Raw genomic sequence first — 20606 nt, forward strand, 5'->3', positions numbered from 1 at the left:
TCTACCTGCTGATCAACGATGACAAGTGCATCGTGGTGGATCCGGCGCACGACGCGCAGGCGGTAATCGACCACGTGGGGGATCGCACCGTGGAGGCGATCCTGCTGACCCACGCGCACAACGACCACTGCGAGCTGGCGCCGGAGCTGGCAGAGAAGTGGGGAGTGAAGGTCTACCTGCACGAGGACGACCGGATGCTGTGGGAGGAATCCAACGGCGACGCGCCGTTTACCCCGATCGACGTGGAGGATCCGTTCTGGGCGGACTGGGGTGTGCGCCTGTACCACACGCCGGGTCACTCGCCGGGCTGCATCGTGGTGGAGGTTCCAGGGCAGCATGCGCTGCTGTCCGGCGACACGCTGTTCAACGGTGGCCCGGGTGCGACGGGGCGGAAGTATTCCAGCTTCCCGACGATTATCGAGTCCCTGCAGTCCACGGTGTTCATCCTGCCGCACGACTTGAAGGTCTACCCCGGCCACGGTGACACCACCACGGTGGGCGCTGAGGCTGCGCGTATCGAGGAGTACATCGAACGTGGATACTGATACCCCCTAAGGGTATACTGGGGGCATGGCTGTAATAGATCTTGATATCACGGGCATGACCTGCGCCTCCTGCGCTAACCGCATCGAGAAGAAGCTGAACAAGCAGGAGGGCGTGACCGCCACCGTTAACTACGCCACCGAGAAGGCACACATCGAAACGGGGGAGGGGGCGGTCGCCGACGCGGATTCTTATATCGCCATCGTGGAGAAGCTCGGCTACGGCGGTAGCGTGCCTAAGCCGGAGAAGCCTGCCGGCGACGACCCGGCCGCCAAGGAGCTGCGCGGTCTGAAGCGCCGCCTGGTGGTTGCCATCGCGTTGGCCACCCCGGTGATCCTGCTGGCGATGATCCCGCCGCTGCAGTTCGACTACTGGCAGTGGGTCAGCTTCGCCCTGGCCACCCCGGTGATCCTGTGGGCGGGCTGGCCTTTCCACAAGGCCACGTGGGTGAACCTGAAGCACGGCGCGGCGACGATGGATACCCTCATCACCGTCGGCACCTCGGCGGCCTATCTGTGGTCGCTGTATGCGCTGTTCTTTGGCCACGCGGGCGATCCCGGTATGCGCCACGGCTGGTCCATCCTGAACCACGCGGGCGACCCGATGGGGGATATCTACTTTGAGGTGGCCGCGGGCGTGGTGACGTTCGTATTGGCGGGACGGTACTTTGAGAAGCGCTCCAAGCAGCGCGCCGGGGATGCCATCCGCGCGCTGACGGACATGGGCGCCAAGCAAGTCACCGTGCTGCGGGAAGGCGGGGAAACATTGCTACCCATTGAGCAGCTGCAGATCGGTGACCGCTTCCTGGCCCGTCCGGGCGAGAAGATCGCCACGGATGGCCGCATCCTGGACGGCAGGTCCGCCATTGATCAGTCCATGCTCACCGGCGAGTCCGTGCCCGTTGATGTTGGCCCCGGCGATGAGGTCACGGGTGCCACCATCAACACCTCTGGCCGCCTGGTCGTGGAGGCGACCCACGTGGGCTCGCAGACGAAGTTGGCCCAGATGGCGAAGCTGATCGACGAGGCCCAGTCGGGTAAGGCCGACGTGCAGCGCCTGGCCGATAAGGTCTCCGGCATTTTCGTTCCGGTCGTCATCGCGATTGCGCTGCTTACACTGCTGTTCGCGGGCTTTAGCAATGCGGTCGCGGTGCTGATTATCGCGTGCCCCTGCGCCCTTGGTTTAGCGACGCCCACAGCCTTGCTGGTTGGTACGGGCCGTGGGGCCGAGCAGGGCATTCTGATTCGCGGACCCGAGGTTTTGGAGGGCGCGCATGCCATCACCACCGTTGTGATGGATAAGACCGGCACGGTGACGACAGGCACAATGCGGGTAGTCGATGTGCAGCCAGCAGACGGCAATCGCGAGGAGGTTCTGCGCGCTGCTGCGGCGGTGGAGGCGTACTCGGAGCACCCCATTGGCCGGGCCATTGCAGAGGCCGGCCGGGATGAGTTTGGTGACCTGCCGGAGGTCACCGGCTTTAAGAATCTGCCTGGACACGGTGTGGAGGCTACCGTAGAGGGCCAGGTGATACGGATTGGCCGTGGGGACGAGGGGGCGTCCACAAATAAGGCAACCACAGTCAAGGTGAGCGCGGATGGGCGAGCGATCGGCACCATCAGCGTGGCCGATACAGTGCGGACCACCAGTGCCGAAGCGGTACGGAAGATGCACGACATGGGGTTGAAGACCGTGCTGCTGACCGGCGATAATCAGCAGGTGGCGGACGCCGTGGCGCGTGAGGTCGGCATCGACGAGGTGATCGCCGGGGTGATGCCGGAGGACAAGGTGGCGCACATCCGCTCGCTGGAGAATGTGGCGATGGTTGGCGACGGCGTGAACGACGCGGCGGCGCTGGCGAGCGCGGACCTGGGCATCGCGATGGGCTCGGGTACGGACGCGGCGATTGAGGCGGCGGACATTACGGTGATGCGAGACGATCTGCTGGCTGTGGCGGATGCGCTGCGGCTGGCACGCAAGACGCTGCGGACGATCAAGATGAACCTGTTCTGGGCGTTTGCCTACAATGTGGCGGCGATCCCGCTGGCCGCATTCGGGTTGTTGAACCCGATGCTGGCTGGGGCGGCGATGGCGCTATCTAGTGTGTTTGTGGTGAGCAACAGTCTGCGGTTGAAAGGATTCAAATAATGCACGGTTACTTGAGCGACAAGGAGCGCTACCTGGCGCGGCTAAAACGGATCGAAGGGCAGGTGCGCGGGCTGCAGCGGATGGTGGATGAGGAGCAGTATTGCATCGACATCCTCACGCAGGTCACTGCGCTGCAGTCTGCGCTGAAGGGCGTGGCACTGGGGTTGTTGGATGACCACATGAACCACTGCGTGCGGCACGCCGCGGAGGCTGGGGGAGAAGAGGCCGAGGAGAAGCTGGCGGAGGTATCTCAGGCCGTGAAGCGGTTGGTTCGTTAGGTTGCTGGGTAGGTAGGGGTTAGCAGGGGCAGGGGGCTACATGTTGTCCACGCCGTACTGGGCCTGCTCTGGGGTGAAGCCCTCGAAGATCAGCTGATCGTAGAGGCCGCTGTCAGACATCGCTAGGCCGGACTCGTCGTACTGGCGAGCCATCTTGACTGCCTGCTCGTTCCAATCGACCTCGATGTTCTGCATGGCGTAGTCGATCGCGTCCGGCGGGAAGCCTTCGAAGTCCAGTTGCTTGCGGAGGCCCTCGTCGGAGAACGCCATCGTGTCGAGGTAATTGTTTGCGGACCGTAGTGCGTTTCGCTGCTCGCGGGTTACATTTCCGGAATCGTTGGAATCTTCTTCTGGCTTTTCTTCCTCGGCAGGCGCAGGGTTCGGTTCTTCGGCTGGAGCGGGATCCATTTCCTCGGCGACCTGCTCGTTCTCAGGGGACGTTACCTCAGGTGCGGGAGAATCAGAGCTTGAACTGCTGGAAGTCGAGGAAGCAGAGTTGTCTTCTTCACTGCCACCCATGGCTGCGGCGATCATGACGAGAACAACCAACACGCCGACCACGATGAGGGCAATTTTGCCCTTGCCCATCTTCTTTTTCTGGGGCGGTTGGGGTGCAGGCCAATTATTCGGGTTTCCGTAGGGGTTGGCTTGTGGGGCCGGCTGTGGAGCGGTCATCTCTTGATCCTTAAGCGTCGGTGGTTGTAGGCATGTAGCCAGCTGCAGAGTTAAAGAACCCTGTTAGCATTTCGTATAGCTTAAATAACCTTTGGAAAACTACCTATACGCTTAAAGGGAGCTACCCCTTTTCTGGGTTAAATCTCAGGATTGAGGGTGGTGGGGCGAAGAGGTTAGTGATCGGCTACAGGTGGTCGATGGCGTACTGAGCCTGCTCCTCGGTGAAGCCGGAGTTAGTCTTTAGCATCTTGAGCAGCTCTTCCTCGGGCAGGGGAGAGCCTGTTTCGTTGAGGTTGCGCGCGCAGTTGAGGGCCTGCTGGTTCCAGTCGGGATCGATCTTTTCGATGGCCGTGGTGATTTGATCGTCGGCGTACCCCTGGAGCTGTAGGTTCTCGCGCAGGCCCTTTTCGGAGAGATTGAATTTGAGGGCGGTCATGGCGGCATCGTTGGCTTGCCGCTGGGTTTTGGGAGCGTCGGTTGGCTGCGCGATGGCCGTGCTCTCAGTGGATTCCATGGCGGTGCTGCCTGTGGCCTCGCTTTCGGACGTGGAGTATTGGTTGAGCTCGCTTTGTGGGGAGTTGGATGCCTTCGCGGGGGCGTTGGCTGGCTCCGTGGCTGGCGGCGTAGTCGAAGTGCTGGCTGGGCGCTGGTGCGCGGAGGCTGCGGCGGGCTGTGGGTTGATTCCGCGACCGTAGTCCTTGTTGTTGGCAACGTACCAAATCGCTGCGACGAGGATGCCGACCAGGACGATGGCACCGATGAAGATCAGCGCGAGGCGGCCGTTGATGGGGGCTTGGAGGGCGTCTTTCTGAGAACCTGCGTGGGAGTCTCTCTGAGGCGTGCTGTCGGGGGAGGGCATCTAACTAAAGTCCTGGTACTCGTTGCTGGGTGCGTGTTGGGTACTTGCGGGTGACGTGCACGGCGCCTGTGTGGAAGGCGGAGGCACAAAGCCCGGTCGTAGTAGTAGATGCGGCAGCGAGGCGTTTTGTTTCCGTGGTGTAGCTTTTCATCAACAACTGGCAGCCGTTTGGTGGTTGACTGTTAGCTATCCGACTCTCCTTATTTGGTTGCGGCATGATCTTCGGCGCCATGCTGGGCAGCTCCGGTCTAGCGGAAACCATCGGTTCCGGACTCAACAAAATGTTGGGCGTATCTAGTGCCCTGGTCATCACTGCCATGGCTGCGGGAGTAGACCCCGTCATTCCGGCGATGGCCGCTACCTTCGGTGCATCCTTACTGTTGCCGCCTTGGTAGGTATAGGCTAGGGGATAAAGAAGACTTAGCCCTCGGCCGCCGTTATGACGGGCCGGGGTTAGCTCTGTAGGAAGGGGGCTCTTCAATCGATGCCATCGCTCAAGGTTCAACCTGGCACTCAACCGATCAATCCGAGCCTTACTGCACTCGATGCCGCCATGTAGCCTCCCACAATTGCCGCGATCCACAGCAACGTCACTTTCGCTTCGTACTCCAGCCGGCGGATGGCGCGCTCCAAACGATGAAAAATAGCCGGCCCCGCTGCGCCTGCAATGACAGCCATAAGAGTTGCCGGTAGGACCATGATGATGCAGTACCCCGCAATAAGCGCGGCCTTGCCGCTAAACCCGAAAGACATAGACTGGATAATTCCCATTGCGCCTAGGTAGGGCAACATCGTCGCAGCCTCGACAACAGCAGCACCTAGCGCAAGCCCCACCATGCTAGTCGCGCTCAGTGACGCGCCCCGTGCAAGGCGAGAGGCCCGACTCTTCGGTACTTCGGCGCCGGCGGTCTGCGTGGCCGCGGGCTTTTTGGGGTTTGGCGAGAACACACCGAAGATGAAAAGCCCCGCGCCTAGAACAAGCGTCACCCACCGGAACCAATCAGTCTCGCTTACGCCAGAAAGCCTCGATACTGCCGTATCGAACCCTAATAGAAGCGCAATACCAAGGGCGCAGTAGGCCGTGGCGATCGTAGCGAGATAGGTGCCCAACAGGCCTAAACGCACTCGTCGCCAGATAACAATCAGAGCAATAGGAATGACAAGAGTTCCTGCACTCAAACTATCTACGAGTGCAAGGCCGGCAAGGGGGAGGAAGTCTGACATGGAATTCTCCGGTAGTCGGGTGTTCATCGGGGCCTCAGCTTCACAAAAGGCCTCAATCCCGCGTCATACGTTCGTATTAATCGCGCAGTTGATACGATTGTATGAGATGTAAAATACGAGTGCAACTGCACTCATGAATGGCTCATCGCATCTGAGCTAGGGAAGATTGGAGCTCCATGTCTGTTGATCGCAGCACACCTATCACGGGCACCGCCGCAGTGATCGCTGATGCTGCCATTCGGGTAATGGTCAGTCAGGGCCTCGATGCCCTGAGCGTGCGCAATGTCGCCACTGAGGCTCGCGTCGCACCTGGGACTGTCCAGTACCAGATGGGTAAACGGGACGACATCATCGCGAAAGCTTTTGTCAGGTCGTTGCAACGCCAGGAGTCGCGGGCCCTTACTCAAACCGATGCGACGGATTTTCACACGGTCTTACACGGTCGCCTGGCTGAACTTTTGCCAATTGGCCCTGTCCAGCGCGAGGATTCCGCTGTGTGGGTCATTGTGGGAGCTGCTGCCTCGACGCGCGAATGGCTGGCTGGCTTATACGACGCCGAGGTCACGAAGTTTCGGGCGCGCGTGTCTGAAGGGCTCGAAGCAGCGCAACGTTTCGGAAAGTTGGCTCGAGGGCTGTCGCCTGAGCAAGGTGCTCGTCTTGTCACCGCACTGGTCAACGGGCTGACGATCGACTACCTCAATGCTCCTGTGGACTCGGCGAAGCAGTTGCTGGCCGACCTTGCTTCGGGACTCGCGCTGATTGTAGAACCCGGTTCTCCTAAGGACTAGGACGGTACTTGGGCTGGAAGTTTCGGTGGTATAGACAAACTGGAAGCGGATAACCAGCGTGTCTCTTCGGCAAAATATTTAGCAGCCTTGCGCAGAATGTCACGTTCTTCGCGCAGCTTAGCGTTTTCCTTTTCCAGCTGGCGGATGCGTTCGGAATCATTCGCCGCTTGGGCTTTATCGTGTAGCGCTTTCGTGCGGGACCGTTTACCGGTGCCGTACTTTTTAACCCAGGAATATAGCGATGCCTGGTTGATGCCGAGCTCTGCTGATGCTGACTTCAGCGAGAGGTCCTCATTGTTTTCGTACAGGGCTACGGCATCACGTTTAAACTCTTCGGAATACCTGGACATGGTGGTAGATTACCTTTCTTCCCAGCCTAAATGGGCTGGGTATCAGGTGTCCACCAAACAGGGGTCAGGTCCTTCGGACTCCTTTAGGTTTCGGAGGCAGTTTCTATACAATGATTTTATATTTTTAATTTTTTGAAAATATTACTATTGGAGTCGAAGACACTGAAAGATCATCATGAAAGGTTTAGGTTTTATTCCGTTTAAGCAGCTGGGAAAACCTTCGACCATGCCAAGGAAATTTGATCAGGATGCAAAGGATCGCGTGGTCCGTCTCGTGGAAGATCGCATCGTGGCAGAAAACATGTCGATGCACCCCGCGTGCCAGGCAGTAGTTCCAAAGCTGGGGGTTTCATGGCACACGGCTCGTCAATAGACTTTGGCAGGATCACCGGGATGGCGATGTTACTCGTGCCGAAGAAGACGTGATTGCTGAAAACGCCAGACTACGTCGTGAAAACCACCAGCTACGCGACACTAACGAGCTACTGAAGGCTGCCTCAGCTTTTTTCGCCTCATGACTCGAACCACAACGTTAAGAGATGATCCGATTCATCGATGAATACCGAAACCGTTTCACAATCGAGTTCATGTATACGACGTTGAAGAATAACCGTAAAGGCGGGTTTATTACCTCGCGTGGTTATCGCCAATCTAAAGCTTGTGGCATGAGTGCCCGCAGACTTCGTGATGCTGGTTTGCTCGAACACCTTCGCCAGGTTCACGCTGATAATTATGGTGTTTATGGTGTGCGGAAAATGTGGCACGCACTTCGCCGTAAAAGAATCGCTATCGGTCGTGAGCAGACTGCCAGGTTGATGCGCGTGGCTGGCGTTTCTGGCAAAGGTAAAGGCCGGTCACCTATCACAACCCGAAAAGCTCACGTGCCTGATCTGCGCCCGGACTTAGTCCAACGCGAATTCAGTGCCGCAGCACCGAATAAGTTATGGGTCGCTGACATTACCTACGTGCGCACGAAGAAAAGCTTTGTGTACACCGCGTTTGTCACCGATGTGTTTTCTCGACCCATCGTTGGGTGGGCGTTATCAGATTCCATGCGCACTTCAAGCACTGCCGCTGCATGCTCTCAACCAGGCGATTGTCAGTGCCAAGGGAACTTCAGGGTTGGTTCACCATTGTAACCACGGGTCGCAGTATGTCAGCGTTGTCTACAACGAGCGAGGTGTCCAGCACGGCATTGCCGCTTCTACCGGAATTGTTGGGGACTGATATGACAATGCTTTTCTGAAAACGTGAACGGCCCCTCACAAGAGGTGAGCTGATCCATATTCTCAGGTGGGGTGATGTTGTCGAGGTAGAAATCGCGGCATTCGAGTGGGTGTCATGGTGGAACGAGACTAGTTTGCATCAAAGCGTGGGATACCGCATCTCTGTCGAAGTGGAAACCGAGTTTTGGAAGCAGAACTCGCTCCAAACAATAATAGAAATCAAGGTAAATGCCTAGAAACAAAACTCGGAGCACTTCAGAGGGTAGATATGCTGCAGCGCATCCGTCGGATCAGACGTGTGGGCAACCTTGCCAGTGGTGGGCTTTGATAACGGTGATCGTAAGGAAACCTTCCGCGATGGGTCGTTCGCCGTGCTGTTAAGTAGAAGGGTGCAGATGTATGTAGAGCTATGCGGGGCTCACTATCGGGATGGTGGCCGTTCCCTGTTACCCCTCCGCTAGGCGCTGAGGTGATGAGGGTCTGGATGCCGGACTATTCCAGCATCTTTTCCGCGCGGCCTGGAGGAACAGGTCAAAGCTGCATGATCCGATGCGGATGGCGTGACCCTGGATCACTTCCTGCCCCCGGGTATGGAGATGCCGGGAATAAGCAGTGACATTCACGATGGAATAGGGATCTAAGGTGTAGATATCTTTTACATAAGCCTAGTCCGTCATGAAGCCCCCGCTGGGTTGGCAATTCGAACCCAGCGGGGGTTTGATGAAGCATTCAAGGTTAGAAATGGCAACGCGCGCAATTCTGCAGTGGGATCACATCAGCCTGCCTTCTTGTTTGAGTAGACAGCCAAAAGGAAAAGGCCAAGGGTTCCCAGTGCAGAGAATTCTGCAAATCGCGACCAGTTTAGATCCTCATCCCATCCTATGATATCCCGGAATACAACGTACACTCCGATAATCAGGATCATGATAATCCATTTGACCAGGAATTTTCCTAAAGTTGCCATGCCTACACCCTTCTTATTCTGCTTGCAATACTAAGGATTTACCAGCTACCTCGGCACTGCCAACCCCAGTACGCGAACATGCCAACTAGAGCAGCAACATTTCTCCTGATGCCTTGCTTAGCGAGATACTTCACTGCTTCCTTTGCAGCCTTGGCATAGTCTTTCTGGCCAATCGCGGCAGCAACTACGTTAATGTCGAAGACGCTCTTGATGTCATCAGAGGCTTTTCCTTTGACGCATGTGAGGAATGTTCCAGCCCCGCGAGTGGACACGGACTGACCGGTGGCCGAATTCTCTTTGATTGCCTGATTGGCTGCGTCTTCACCAAGGAAATTCACGAGGGCATCATGTGCTTCCTTTTCAGTCTGGGCATTATCAACCTCAGCAAAGTACTGAGCGAGTGCTTGTTCCTCGATGGTTCCCGCAGACTCGACAGCGACAGGGGCAGGAGTTTCTGCGGCCGCTACCGGGGCAGCTGCAAGGGGCAGTGTGACTATGAGAGCCATGGTAGCGAGGCGGCTACGAGCATTTTTCAACATATGGTGAATCTTTATGGGTTTAAAGCGTTGAAGTAACCTAGCGTGCGTTGCTTCAAGCTTTGTGGTGAGTGGTGGTGCATTAACGATCTTAGTTAAAGAAATGTTACAAGTCAACACTTTTAGTGTTGTATTTCATAGAAAGGGGTTGCTGTGCTTTCCATTAGGGGCAGACGGTTGTTTCACTTGCGACACAATGAGATGATTCCCCATATAGTCATGTGGTCATATGGGAGCCGAATGGGTAATTCTTGACAGTTATTATTTTGGTTCGGTTTGGCGTAAGCGTATGAAGTGCCCAGGCTTTTGTTCCGTTTAAGTAGATGGGAAAATGTTTCGAGCATACCCACAAAATTGATCAACATGCGAAGGACCGAGTTATCCGATTAGTAGAAGATCGAATCCCGACAGAAACCATGTCGATGTAGGCCGCGAGTCAGGCAGTAGCCCCAAAGCCATGGTTTCATGGCGCATTGCCCGCCGATGGGTTCAACAAACCCTTCAACCCCCAACCGTCTAAAATTAACCATTCCGGTTTTCAGGGACTAAGTTCAGGCCACTTCCCAGGTACCGCTTCACTGCAAGCGCTTTTAGCGTTTTTCTTTGGGTTTTTACTTTGCTTCAGGAACATCAACCATAGAGCCTTGAATATGCGGCGAGGAAAACCATGATAACAACGTACATTTTATCTACTCACTGCAGACTATTTTTACGGCCGCAGTGCAAGCGAAACCCACAAACAGGGCGCATACTGCGGCACGCCCGAGGTCTCCGGGGCCGGCCTGACAAAATGTATCCTTGATAACAATATAGGATAAAGTTAGTTTATGGACACACAGGTAAAGCGCGGAAATTATTTTCTGGCAGCGGTTCTCGCTGGGGATGCAGCAATGTCAATCAAACCTCCCAAATTCATTCGAGATTGCCTGCATGGAGTGAACTTTCCGCAAAATTGGTGGTGGTCACTGATCGTCATCAAGTCGTTGGCCGCTCTCGGGCTTGTGCGCGGCACCGCGCAAAACAGCCCGCAACTGACAACTGCCACATCCACCGGCGTCGTGGCTTATTTCGCCTGTGCAATCTTCGCGCATGTGAAGGCAAAGTTTTTAGGCAAAGAATTCTGGCTCAACTGTTTAGGAATGACAGCACTCAGCACGACAGTGCTGGTGCAAAACCGCAAGCAGCATCGCTAGGCATCTGCCTGCGAACGCTCCAAGCCCCGCACCCCACGGTGTAGCATCAAGCACATGAAGCCAACCGTCGGAAAGATTGTCGCTGCTTCGATTCTTAGCGCCGGGGTGCTTGGCGGTGGTGCAGCACTGGGCATCGCCACCACCTATGATTCCCCAGAACGTGCGCACTACCAGATCGACGCGCCGACACACAGCAATCTCGCCCTGCGCATTCACAACCCCGACGGCGTGCTCACTGCTGACGACGAACGGATCCTCGAACGTGATGCCGCACGCCTCGAAGTACCGGGCGTCGTCAAGCAGCTGCACTATATTGTTTTCGCAGATAACGACGACAACGTCAACGACACCGTGGAAAACTACCTGCGCGATCACCACCCGGAGCTCATCGGCGACGATAATTTTGCCGACGGAACATTGTTTGTTGGCGTGGGGCTTAATCCCCGACAAGCTTTCATTTTCGCTGGTGATGACGTCGCAGAGTTACTCGAACTGCGCGACAGCAGCCACCTGAGCGAATCACTGGATGCGATCAAACCCGGTGTCAAAGACGGCAATATCCCCGGCGGCCTGTTCCACGGCGCCTCCGTAGCAACTGACCTCGCTGCCCTCGAGCAAGCGCGCTTCGATAGCGCAGAATCCGACCGCACCTCCGCCATCGTTATGGGAGGTCTCGGCGCCGCAGCCCTCGGTGGTGGTGTTGCAGCAACAACCGGAGGGTATCGGCGTAGCCGTGCAAAGAAAATCGCCCAAGCGCGGGAAGACTTCGACTATATTTCCGTTGAATTCGGCACACTCGCCCAGCGTTTGGACGCCATAGATATCCGCGCACATTCACTGACCTCCGCTTTTGCGGATCAGCAGTTGCGTGACCAGTGGCGCAAGGTGCGGGACCGCTTTCTGCACATGCATGACGACGTCTCCAAGTTCAGCGAACTCAGCCCGCGAAGCGACGACAAGACATTCCTGCAGTACGCGGGCCAACTCAGTGACGCGGCCTCGACCGCAAAGAAGATGCACCATGCCGAAGACAACATCGACACGATCTTTGCTTTGGAAAATGGTGATGAACTCACCCGGCGCAGCGAGGCACAGTCATTGCGTGACGACGTCGTCGAGGCGAAAATGAAGGTGCGGAATGTTGATTCCGGTCTTTACCAGGAATTGGCTGCAATCCAGCAGCGAACCGAAGCTCTAGCCCAGGAACCTAGCGTTGAGGATTTCTTGGACAATTTCATTGTCGTGCTGCGTGACTAACAGGCGGCGTTAACGCAGCTGCGTAAGCGAGAATTTAGCGATATTGACGAATCGAAGGCGGATGCACCACAAGCCCCGGGATTGACTTCGTCCGATTACCGGCCGGGTTATGGATGGAACAACTTCGTGCCTTATTGGGCGCTGAGCAGCTGGCATGCTTCCACCGTCGAAGCGCAATCCAGTAGCTCGAACAGCGGGAGCACGAATACGTCGTTTAGTTCTGGGTTTTCTGGCGCGGGTGGCTCGTCAGGGTTTTAGTGCTAGCGCTTCAGGGTTTTAGTGCTAGCGCTGTGAGCCGTGCGCTTCGCGTGGGTTCTCGTGGCTATTGTTCTCTGCGTCATCGTGGTCATCGTGCTCGAAGCCGTGTTGATCGGTGCTGTGCAGATGGGTGCTGTTATTTTCGTGGCCGCCATCCTGGTGTTGACCAGAAGCAGCTCCCCTGTCAGTCTCCCCAGCTTCGCTAGTCCCAAGCTTGTCTTCCCGGGTCTCACGCAGTTCCCCGATCAACTCGGAGAAGAAATCCCGCACAACGGACCACTGGACGGTGGTGTTTTCCAAATGCTCCGGCAAACGTTCAATCTCTAGGCTTAGCTCTTTGCGACGGCGCTGCTCCGCCAGCTCACTGCGCAGCTCGCTTAACGATGCTTCGGCCTCACGCAGAATCTTTTCCAGCTGTTCTTCTACGGACTTGCCACGTAGATTGTCAGCCCCTGTGTCGTGGTGCGGATCCATCATCGTTATTACTTCCTTATCTCATATCACCGGCGAGCATGTTCTACACCGGGATGAGTGGTGATTCCTAGAATACAGTGGTGAGCAGGATCAAAACGCCCGGCAGCACCAGGAACATGCCCAGCACCCACGCTGCGATATACAGCTTGTTACGTGCGCCGATATTCGCAATGCCCTGCGCCAAAAACAGCGGCACCTCGCGCACACCTGGGATGCCGTAGATCACCAGAGCAGCGAAAACGTTGAACATCAGGTGAATCAGCGCGCCTTGCAGAGCGGCCTGGCCTTCCAAGCCAGTGAATGCGAATGCGGCAATCAGTGCGGTGATCGTAGTGCCGATATTCGCACCGATGGTGAATGGGTAGACCTGACGGATTGACAAGGTGTTAGAACCAGCCAGGGGAACCACCAGCGCGGTTGTCGTCGAAGAAGACTGCACCAGCATGGTGATAACCATGCCAGCACCAATGCCGGAGATCGGACCACGGCCCAAGGACTTGTGCAGAATGTCTTTGGCCTTACCAACCATAACGACCTTCAGCAGCGCACCGATGAAGTTGACGACGCCGAGGATCAGCGCAATACCAATCAAAATCTGCGCGATGCCAGCGATGGTCTCTGGCAACCAGCTCGTCGATGCAACCAGCAGGTCTTTGCCCGGCTCGGTGATAAAGCCAATGAACGTGCCCAGGCCTTCCATGCCGGTGGCCAAGAAACCAGCTTGTTCGGATTCGGCGTTCACGCCGGAAACCAAGAAGCCGGTGACCTTTTCCAACAGGCCGAACATCAGCTCCAGCGGCAGGAAGATCAGCACCGCCAGCAGGTTAAACATGTCATGCACGGACGCTGCGGCGAAACCACGACGGAAGGAGTCTTTGTCGCGCACCATGCCCAATGAGACCAACGTCGAGGTCAGCGTGGTGCCGACGTTCGCGCCCATCAACATTGGGATGGCGATTTGGACTGGCAAACCACCGGCCATCATGCCGACCACAATCGAGGTGGTCGTCGACGAAGACTGAATCAACGCAGTGGCCAGGATACCGACCATGAGAGCGATCAGTGGGTTCTGTGCAAAAGCGAACAGCTCTTCTGCGTGATCGCCGGTGGCAGCCTTAAAGCCGTCACCGATCACGCCAACGGCGGTGATAAGCAACCACACGCTGACGGCGACAGCAACCCAGTTCACCCACTGCTTATCAGTGTCAATACCGAGGCGCTTCAGTGGATTACGCGGAGCCTTTTGCTTTTCCTGCACACCCTGTTCCAGCCGTAGTTGAGCGTCGCCAAGGGTGCGGTCATCGGATGCGGTCTGATCCGGGAACGTTTGCCCTGAGGAAGTGTGTGACATCATCTGTTTCCTGACACCTTGCTTCGCACTTGCAGCCCGCACCCCAGAAAACTTAAGAAAACTAGAGGTGCGTACTGCCACTGATTGGTTTGTTTCAGGCCAACTCGGGGCCTTACAACAAGCAATGTATCGGGCGTGCGGAAATACGAGGTTCACACAAGGTTACAAACAAGCAAACTTTTTGGATTGTGAGCAACCTAACGGGCTTAACGACGCCCCGCTTTTTCGTCGGCAGCAATGATGCGCTGCAAGTACTCCGCTATTGTTGGTGCCTCAATCCAGGCCGGAGTTGGATTCCAGAACGGAGACACAGCCTGACCTGCGATAAAGAAGGTGCCGAAGCCGTCCTCAGTAGCACCCACAAACGCGATCTCATCGGCAGATTCTGCCACCACGGAATAGCCAGCGAACGCGGTTGCCTGTGCACCCTTCAATTCTTCGGCAGAATCGTTCCGCTCCATGAACGCCTCAGCCGCCTCGGTGGTGGAGAGTTGTTCATCTGGAGTAAACATTCCGTTACGGAATACGATGCCGCGCGTCATGTCCCCATTGACATCCTTGAGCGGCTTATCGATGTTCAGCAAACACCGCAGCCCATCCTCGCCCGGCGCGACCGTTTCCGGGAGTTCACACAAAGAACCATCCGGCAGCGCAATGCGGTAGAAACCATCTGTGATGGTCGGTTCGATAGTCTCACCGTAGCCGAGGTCAGCCGCCGGGGTTGGTTCCTTGCTGGAGCTCGATTTACTGGAGCTGGATTTACCGCTCGACTTGCTGGATTTACCGGTGGATGTGCCGGAAGATTTCTCGCTGGACTTGTCGGTGGACTTGCCTGCGGATTTGCTAGTCGATTCGCTTGCCGATTCCGACGCTGTAGCCGAGCCAGACTCGGATTCGCTTGTCGACGCCGAATCGCTGGACTTATCCGACGCTGCAGAATCCGTCTCCGTGGCAGCGGCATCGGCAGTGCTATCCGCAGCGCTGTTGGCAGCATTGTCAGCTGGCTGCGGATCGGGACGGTTTTCTGGATTAGAACAGCCCGCCACGCCTAAAGCAATGACGGCGCTGAGGCCAAGCGTGCGGGCGAGTTTCCGTGCATGAGGTTTCATGCACCTAGTCTAGCCTGTTTGCCGGGTCACAATACCGGTTACTTCACCACCAGGTTGATCATGCGGCCAGGCACCACGATCTTCTTCACCACGGACTTCTCACCGATCGCCGCGAGCACCTTCTCGTCGGCAAGCGCGGCGGCCACGGCATCATCCTGGGAGACGTCGGCAGCGACCAACACGCGCGATTTCACCTTGCCGTTGACCTGCACCGGCAGCTCGATTTCGTCGTCGACAAGATACTTCTCATCGAAGCTTGGGAATGGCACGAAGGTGATCGTGCCCTCGTGGCCCAGGCGCGACCACAGCTCTTCGGCGATGTGCGGCGCCACCGGAGCGACCATCACAGCGATCGGCTCCACGGCAGCACGCGGAGCACCGTCCGGGTAATTCTTCGTCAAGTAGTTCACGTACTCGATGAGCTTGGCGACGACGGTGTTGACCCGCAGATTCTCGTAGTCGTCGCGCACGCCAGCGATGGTGCGGTGTAGCTGCTGCAGGTCCTTCTTTTCCAGCTCCGCATCCACGACGGCCACCTCGCCGGTGTTCTCGTTGACCACCAGACGCCACAGGCGCTGCAAGAAACGCTGCGCACCGACGACGTCCTTGGTAGCCCACGGCCGTGAATCTGCCAGTGGCCCCATCGACATCTCATAAACCCGCAGGGTATCGGCGCCAAAGTTTTCGGCAATATCGTCGGGCGCGACCGCGTTCTTCAGCGATTTACCCATCTTGCCGTATTCGCGGTTCACCTTCTCGCCGTGGTAGAAGAACTCGCCGTCGCGCTCTTCGACTTCTTCGGCAGGCACGTACACGCCGCGGGAATCGGTATAGGCATAGGCCTGGATATAGCCCTGGTTGTACAGGCGACGGTACGGCTCTTTCGAGCTCACATGTCCCAGGTCAAACAACACTTTGTGCCAGAAACGCGCATACAAAAGGTGCAGCACGGCGTGCTCCACGCCGCCGACGTACAGGTCCACTCCGCCCGGATCGTTCGGGCCATGGACCTGCGGGCGTGGACCAGTCCAGTAGCGCTCGTTGTCGATATCGCAGAAAGCGTCGCTGTTGGTCGGATCGATATAGCGCATCTGGTACCAGGACGAACCTGCCCACTGCGGCATGACGTTGGCATCGCGGTAGTAGGTCTTGGTGCCTTCGCCCAAGTCCATCTCTACTTCGATCCACTCGCGCGCTTTCGCCAGCGGCGGCTGCGGCTCGGTGTCGTGGTCATCCGGATCGAAGGACACCGGCTGGTAGTCATCAACCTCCGGCAACTCCACCGGCAGCTGATCCTCTGGGATCGCGTGTGGCCGGCCGGCCTCGTCGTAGACGATCGGGAATGGCTCGCCCCAATAACGCTGGCGGGCAAACAGCCAGTCGCGCAGCTTGTATTGGATCTTTTCGACGCCCCGCTCGCGAGCAGCCAACCAGTCGATCGTGGCAGCGATGGCCTCTGCCTTGGACTTGCCGGTCAGATCCAACCCGTCGTCGTTCGCAGAATTCACGTAGGTGCCTTCACCGGTGTGCGCTGCCGCGGAGACATCACCACCGGCGACGACCTCGGTGATCGGCAGGCCAAAGACCTGCGCGTATTCGTAATCACGCTCGTCGTGGGCGGGCACAGCCATGATCGCGCCCGTACCGTAGCCGGTCAATACGTAATCTGCGGTAAAGACCGGCAACTTCTTGCCGTTGACCGGGTTGGTGGCGTAGCTACCTAAGAAAACGCCAGTCTTTTCCTTATTCTCTTGGCGCTCCAAATCCGACTTCGCGGCGATGTCACTACGGTAGGCCTCGATCGCTTCCTTCGGGTCCTCATGACCATAAGTCCAGCGTGCGTCGACGTCATCGTCGTATGGAACCGGCGAGAGCAAAGCGTCGACAAGCGGGTGCTCCGGGGCCAACACAACATATTCCGCGCCAAAAAGCGTGTCCGGGCGCGTGGTAAACACCGTGATGTCGTGGCCCTCGCAGCGGAAATCGACCTCCGCACCGCGGGAACGGCCGATCCAGTTGCGCTGCATGGATTTCACCTTCTCCGGCCAATCCAGCAGTTCGAGGTCATCCAAGAGGCGATCAGAATACGCGGTAATGCGCATCATCCACTGCTTTAAGTTTTTGCGGAACACCGGGAAGTTGCCGCGCTCAGAACGGCCATCGGCGGTGACCTCTTCATTCGCCAACACCGTGCCCAAGCCCGGGCACCAGTTCACCGTGGAATCGCTCAGATACACCAGGCGGAATTCATCCACGGCCCGGTCTTTTTCTTCCTCGCTTAACGACGCATACTCGCGGCCGTCCTTGGTGGCCAGCTCGCCAGATTCCAGCAGCGGGTACAACTCGTCAATCGGGCGCGCTTTTTGCTGCTGCTCATCGAACCACGACTGGTAGATCTGCAAGAAAATCCACTGCGTCCAGCGATAAAATTCTGGATCAATGGTGGCCACCGAACGGCGCTTGTCATGACCCAGCCCCAGCGAACCCAACTGGCGACGCATATTCGCGATATTCGCCACCGTCGTCGTGCGCGGGTGGGTTCCGGTTTGGATCGCATACTGCTCAGCCGGCAAACCAAAAGCGTCATAGCCCAAGGTGTGCAGCACGTTTTTGCCCAGCAAACGGTTAAACCGGGCGAACACATCCGTGGCGATATACCCCAGCGGGTGACCCACGTGTAGGCCCGCGCCCGACGGGTACGGGAACATGTCTTGCACGAAGAGTTTGTCTTCGGGAAGAGCGGCGCCGTCTGCCGGAGCTAAATCACCAGTGGGGTTTGGCGCATTGAACGTGCCCGTCTCGTCCCAGTACTGCTGCCACCGCGACTCGATATCATTGGCGAGCTGCGGGGTATAGCGGTGGGCTGGGCCGGTGTTGCTGGCATTTTCAGCACTAAGATTTTCTGTGTTTTCGCGCGCTTCTTTCATGGTTTTATAGTCTAATAGGTTTAGGGCCTGCGACCACGCGAGACCACAGGACAGCGCAGATTCTGGGTTATTCCCGGCTGATCCCGCCGGCAACCATTTTGTTTTTCCTAGAAAGGTTAATTAGACATGCGAATGACCATCGGAGATTTTCTGGTTCGTCGCTTGCAAGAAATCGGCATCACTGAAGTGATTGGTGTGCCGGGTGATTTCAACTTGAACTGGCTGGAACAAATCGAAGCTGCCGACGGCATCCGCTTTGTGGGCAGCACCAATGAGCTCAACGCCGCGTATGCTGCCGACGGCTACTCGCGCGCCCGCGGGGTCTCGTGCCTTTTGACCACCTACGGTGTTGGCGAGCTCTCCGCACTCAATGGCCTGGCCGGGGCTGCCTGCGAACACATCCCGCTGGTCTCCATCGCCGGCGCTCCCCCACTGTTTGCCACCGAAAAGCGCTGGTTGCTGCATCACACGCTTGCCGACGGCAACTTCGGCAACATGCTCGACTCGTTGCGGCCATTCACCGCGCTGGCTGAGCGCATTACCCCAATGAACGCAGTCGACGAGATTGACCGCGCTCTGCGGACCTGCCTGCGGGAAAAACGCCCAGTGCACTTGCAACTGCCTTCTGATATCTCGCACCTGAGCATCAACGTGCCAGACGAACCACTGGATACCTCGCTCGAACCATCGGATCCGGTGCAGCTCGAGGCCGTACTGGAGCGATTGGTGCAGGAATTCGCGGCCGCGGAAAACCCGGTGCTGCTCGTCGACCAGGACGCGCAGCGCCACGGATTCTTGGATTTGTTTGCCCAGCTCGTCGACAAGATCCAGCTGCCGTATGCACAAATGGCTTCCGGCAAGGCACTGTTGAGCGAGCAGCACCCACTGTTTTTGGGCACCTATAACGGCAAGGCCTCGTGGCCGGGTGTGCGCGAGCGCGTGGAGGGCTCGGATTTCTTGCTCACCTGCACCCCGCGATTCATTGAGGTGAACTCGGGTAGTTTCTCGCATGAGTTGCACGAAGAAAACATCGTGGATTTCGGTGACCAGCACGTCAATATTTATGGCGAGCACATCGTGGGCCTGGACACCACAGAGGTGCTGGCTGGCTTGGTGGAGCGGCTGCCGGCTGCCGACGGGGCTGGCGCGGCGAACTCGGACGATCAGCCCAGCAGCGTGAACCCGGAGGCAGTACTGCCGGAGCCTTTTGAGGTCCGCGCCGGTGCCGAGCTGACGCAGGCACGCTTGTGGCCACAGGTGCGCGAGTTCATTCGTCCTGGTGACACGGTTATTGCGGAGGCCGGAACCTCCAATATTGGTTTGGGACCGCAGCGCATGCCGGAGAATGTTCGCTACATCAACAGTGCTATTTGGGGCTCGATTGGTTATACCCTGCCAGCTTTGCTGGGCAGCCAAATGGCCGATGCGGATACTCGCCACCTGTTGTTCATCGGGGATGGGTCTTTCCAGTTGACCGCCCAGGAATTGTCGACGATTCTGCGGGAGAAGCAAAAACCCATCATCGTGTTGTTGAACAACCGCGGCTACACCATCGAGCGCTACATCTTGGGCATGGACCGCGAGTACAACGACATCGCCGATTGGGCTTATCACAAGTTACCGGAGGTTTTTGTCCCCGGAACCGAGATGGTTTCTTATACCGCACGCACTGAAGACGAGCTTGCCGACGCCTTCGCCGCTATTAATAACAGCGACAAGGGCGCGTTCCTGGAAATCCACCTGGACCCAGAAGATGCCCCCGCTGGCCTGCAGGCCTTCGGACCGATGACCGCGGAATTCGATTACGGTCCGCGTGGGCCTAGGAACTAAGAGGTCACGGAACTAAGACTCCGCGGAACTAAGAGGTCCGGAATTGCAGTTGTTGTTATTTATTGAAACAACTAACAACAACTCTAAACAACTAGCAACAACTATTCTGAGCTGGGAAAATAACCAATTTCGCTGCCCTAAAACCGCACAAGTTGTTTCCAAGTTGTTTGCTAGTTGTTTTAAAGAAGAAAAACCGCGCAGAAAACAACTTCCTGGGATTTTGCCTATATTCGACGCTATGGATGTCACGCCCACAAAACGTGATGGCACTAATTGCCGTGCGATGTCGGAAGAAGAACGCCGCCTGATCCGTCGTATCCGAGAGGATGATGACTATTCCAATCGTATTTCTTCCTATCCGGTAGAAGATTTGTCTCATGAAGTCCTCACTGAATTGCGGCGACTGTTACGCTCACACCGCCGACGCCGCGGCATCGACGCTGCCACTCCAACCGGCGCCCAGGCACTCTTGCGCGAGGTCGGGCTACTCAGCGACGATGACAGCCTAAAACGTGCAGGTGAAATTCTGCTTACGCCTGCAGCCACAACACAAGTCACGATTCGCCACCTATGACGAGCATTACCCGGAGCGGACCCAAAAGCCACAGAGTTTTCT

18 protein-coding genes and 2 pseudogenes are annotated in these 20606 nt (G+C 57.1%); 11 read left to right on the forward strand and 9 right to left on the reverse strand.

Annotation, left to right across the window (positions count from 1 at the left end; genetic code table 11):
* The 3 genes from RCH87_RS04095 to RCH87_RS04105 all read left to right on the forward strand — a co-directional run.
* A partial coding sequence (locus tag RCH87_RS04095) for an MBL fold metallo-hydrolase (RefSeq protein WP_306515470.1) occupies positions 1–545 on the forward strand: 545 nt, incomplete at its 5' end.
* Positions 546–570: 25 nt separating this feature from the next.
* Entirely contained in the window at positions 571–2691 is a 2121-nt protein-coding gene (locus RCH87_RS04100; RefSeq protein ID WP_306515471.1) for a cation-translocating P-type ATPase, read from the forward strand.
* On the forward strand, positions 2691–2969 hold the full coding sequence (locus tag RCH87_RS04105; RefSeq protein WP_005296245.1) for a metal-sensitive transcriptional regulator: 279 nt from the start codon (positions 2691–2693) through the stop codon (positions 2967–2969). Before RCH87_RS04100 ends, RCH87_RS04105 begins: the two co-directional genes overlap by 1 nt.
* A 36-nt stretch (positions 2970–3005) precedes the next feature.
* Here RCH87_RS04105 and RCH87_RS04110 read toward each other — a convergent pair whose 3' ends face one another.
* Both RCH87_RS04110 and RCH87_RS04115 read right to left on the reverse strand, forming a co-directional pair.
* Entirely contained in the window at positions 3006–3644 is a 639-nt protein-coding gene (locus tag RCH87_RS04110) for an Ltp family lipoprotein (protein WP_306515472.1), read from the reverse strand.
* Between the two features lie 184 nt (positions 3645–3828).
* Positions 3829–4503, reverse strand: coding sequence for an Ltp family lipoprotein (locus RCH87_RS04115; protein ID WP_306515473.1), 675 nt, complete (start codon positions 4501–4503; stop codon positions 3829–3831).
* A 200-nt stretch (positions 4504–4703) separates the two neighbouring features.
* Between RCH87_RS04115 and RCH87_RS04120 the strand changes: the two are divergent.
* A pseudogene (locus RCH87_RS04120) lies at positions 4704–4877 on the forward strand (anion transporter); the annotation flags it as partial.
* Between the two features lie 139 nt (positions 4878–5016).
* Here RCH87_RS04120 and RCH87_RS04125 read toward each other — a convergent pair.
* Positions 5017–5727 carry a GAP family protein gene (locus tag RCH87_RS04125; protein ID WP_306515475.1) on the reverse strand — a complete coding sequence of 237 codons (711 nt, stop codon included), beginning with the start codon at positions 5725–5727 and terminating at the stop codon, positions 5017–5019.
* Positions 5728–5903: 176 nt separating this feature from the next.
* Between RCH87_RS04125 and RCH87_RS04130 the strand changes: the two genes are divergently transcribed.
* A complete protein-coding gene (locus RCH87_RS04130; protein ID WP_306515476.1) occupies positions 5904–6515 on the forward strand; it encodes a TetR/AcrR family transcriptional regulator in 612 nt (203 codons plus the stop codon).
* Here the strand turns inward: RCH87_RS04130 and RCH87_RS04135 are convergent.
* Positions 6512–6865 carry a transposase gene (locus tag RCH87_RS04135; RefSeq protein WP_373690913.1) on the reverse strand — a complete coding sequence of 118 codons (354 nt, stop codon included), beginning with the start codon at positions 6863–6865 and terminating at the stop codon, positions 6512–6514. The two genes, RCH87_RS04130 and RCH87_RS04135, sit on opposite strands and share 4 nt — an antisense overlap.
* 188 nt (positions 6866–7053) lie before the next feature.
* On the opposite strand from RCH87_RS04135, the pseudogene RCH87_RS04140 reads away from it, so the two are divergent.
* Positions 7054–7238 (forward strand): annotated as a pseudogene (locus RCH87_RS04140) (hypothetical protein); the annotation flags it as partial.
* 214 nt (positions 7239–7452) lie between these two features.
* On the forward strand, positions 7453–8004 hold the full coding sequence (locus RCH87_RS04145) for an IS3 family transposase (RefSeq protein WP_161797447.1): 552 nt from the start codon (positions 7453–7455) through the stop codon (positions 8002–8004).
* A gap of 1089 nt (positions 8005–9093) precedes the next feature.
* Here RCH87_RS04145 and RCH87_RS04150 read toward each other — a convergent pair.
* On the reverse strand, positions 9094–9594 hold the full coding sequence (locus RCH87_RS04150; protein ID WP_049168475.1) for a hypothetical protein: 501 nt from the start codon (positions 9592–9594) through the stop codon (positions 9094–9096).
* An 824-nt stretch (positions 9595–10418) separates the two neighbouring features.
* On the opposite strand from RCH87_RS04150, the gene RCH87_RS04155 reads away from it, so the two are divergent.
* Together RCH87_RS04155 and RCH87_RS04160 are read left to right on the forward strand one after the other, a co-directional pair.
* The gene (locus RCH87_RS04155; protein ID WP_064834072.1) at positions 10419–10784 is read left to right on the forward strand and encodes a DoxX family protein; all 366 of its coding nucleotides are present in this window, start codon (positions 10419–10421) and stop codon (positions 10782–10784) included.
* Positions 10785–10838: 54 nt separating this feature from the next.
* A complete protein-coding gene (locus tag RCH87_RS04160; RefSeq protein WP_306515477.1) occupies positions 10839–12041 on the forward strand; it encodes a DUF5129 domain-containing protein in 1203 nt (400 codons plus the stop codon).
* A 282-nt stretch (positions 12042–12323) separates the two neighbouring features.
* On the opposite strand, the gene RCH87_RS04165 is transcribed toward RCH87_RS04160, so the two are convergent.
* The 4 genes from RCH87_RS04165 to leuS all read right to left on the reverse strand — a co-directional run bounded on the left by RCH87_RS04165 (position 12324) and on the right by leuS (position 18160).
* Complete coding sequence (locus RCH87_RS04165; RefSeq protein WP_249620017.1) at positions 12324–12776, reverse strand: hypothetical protein; 453 nt, start codon at positions 12774–12776, stop codon at positions 12324–12326.
* A 64-nt stretch (positions 12777–12840) separates the two neighbouring features.
* On the reverse strand, positions 12841–14127 hold the full coding sequence (locus RCH87_RS04170; RefSeq protein WP_201803754.1) for a Na/Pi cotransporter family protein: 1287 nt from the start codon (positions 14125–14127) through the stop codon (positions 12841–12843).
* Between the two features lie 203 nt (positions 14128–14330).
* Entirely contained in the window at positions 14331–15233 is a 903-nt protein-coding gene (locus tag RCH87_RS04175) for a hypothetical protein (protein WP_306515478.1), read from the reverse strand.
* 38 nt (positions 15234–15271) lie between these two features.
* Complete coding sequence (gene leuS / locus RCH87_RS04180) at positions 15272–18160, reverse strand: leucine--tRNA ligase (RefSeq protein WP_306515479.1); 2889 nt, start codon at positions 18158–18160, stop codon at positions 15272–15274.
* Positions 18161–18286: 126 nt separating this feature from the next.
* Between leuS and RCH87_RS04185 the strand changes: the two genes are divergently transcribed.
* Positions 18287–19990: an alpha-keto acid decarboxylase family protein gene (locus RCH87_RS04185; protein WP_306515480.1), complete on the forward strand. Its 1704-nt coding sequence runs from the start codon at positions 18287–18289 to the stop codon at positions 19988–19990.
* A gap of 49 nt (positions 19991–20039) precedes the next feature.
* Positions 20040–20564 (forward strand): hypothetical protein, encoded by a 525-nt coding sequence (locus RCH87_RS04190; protein WP_306515481.1) that lies wholly within the window; start codon positions 20040–20042, stop codon positions 20562–20564.
* Positions 20565–20606: the final 42 nt, after the last annotated feature.

The sequence above is a fragment of the Corynebacterium sp. genome, from assembly GCF_030826625.1.
Classification (GTDB): Bacteria; Actinomycetota; Actinomycetes; order Mycobacteriales; family Mycobacteriaceae; genus Corynebacterium.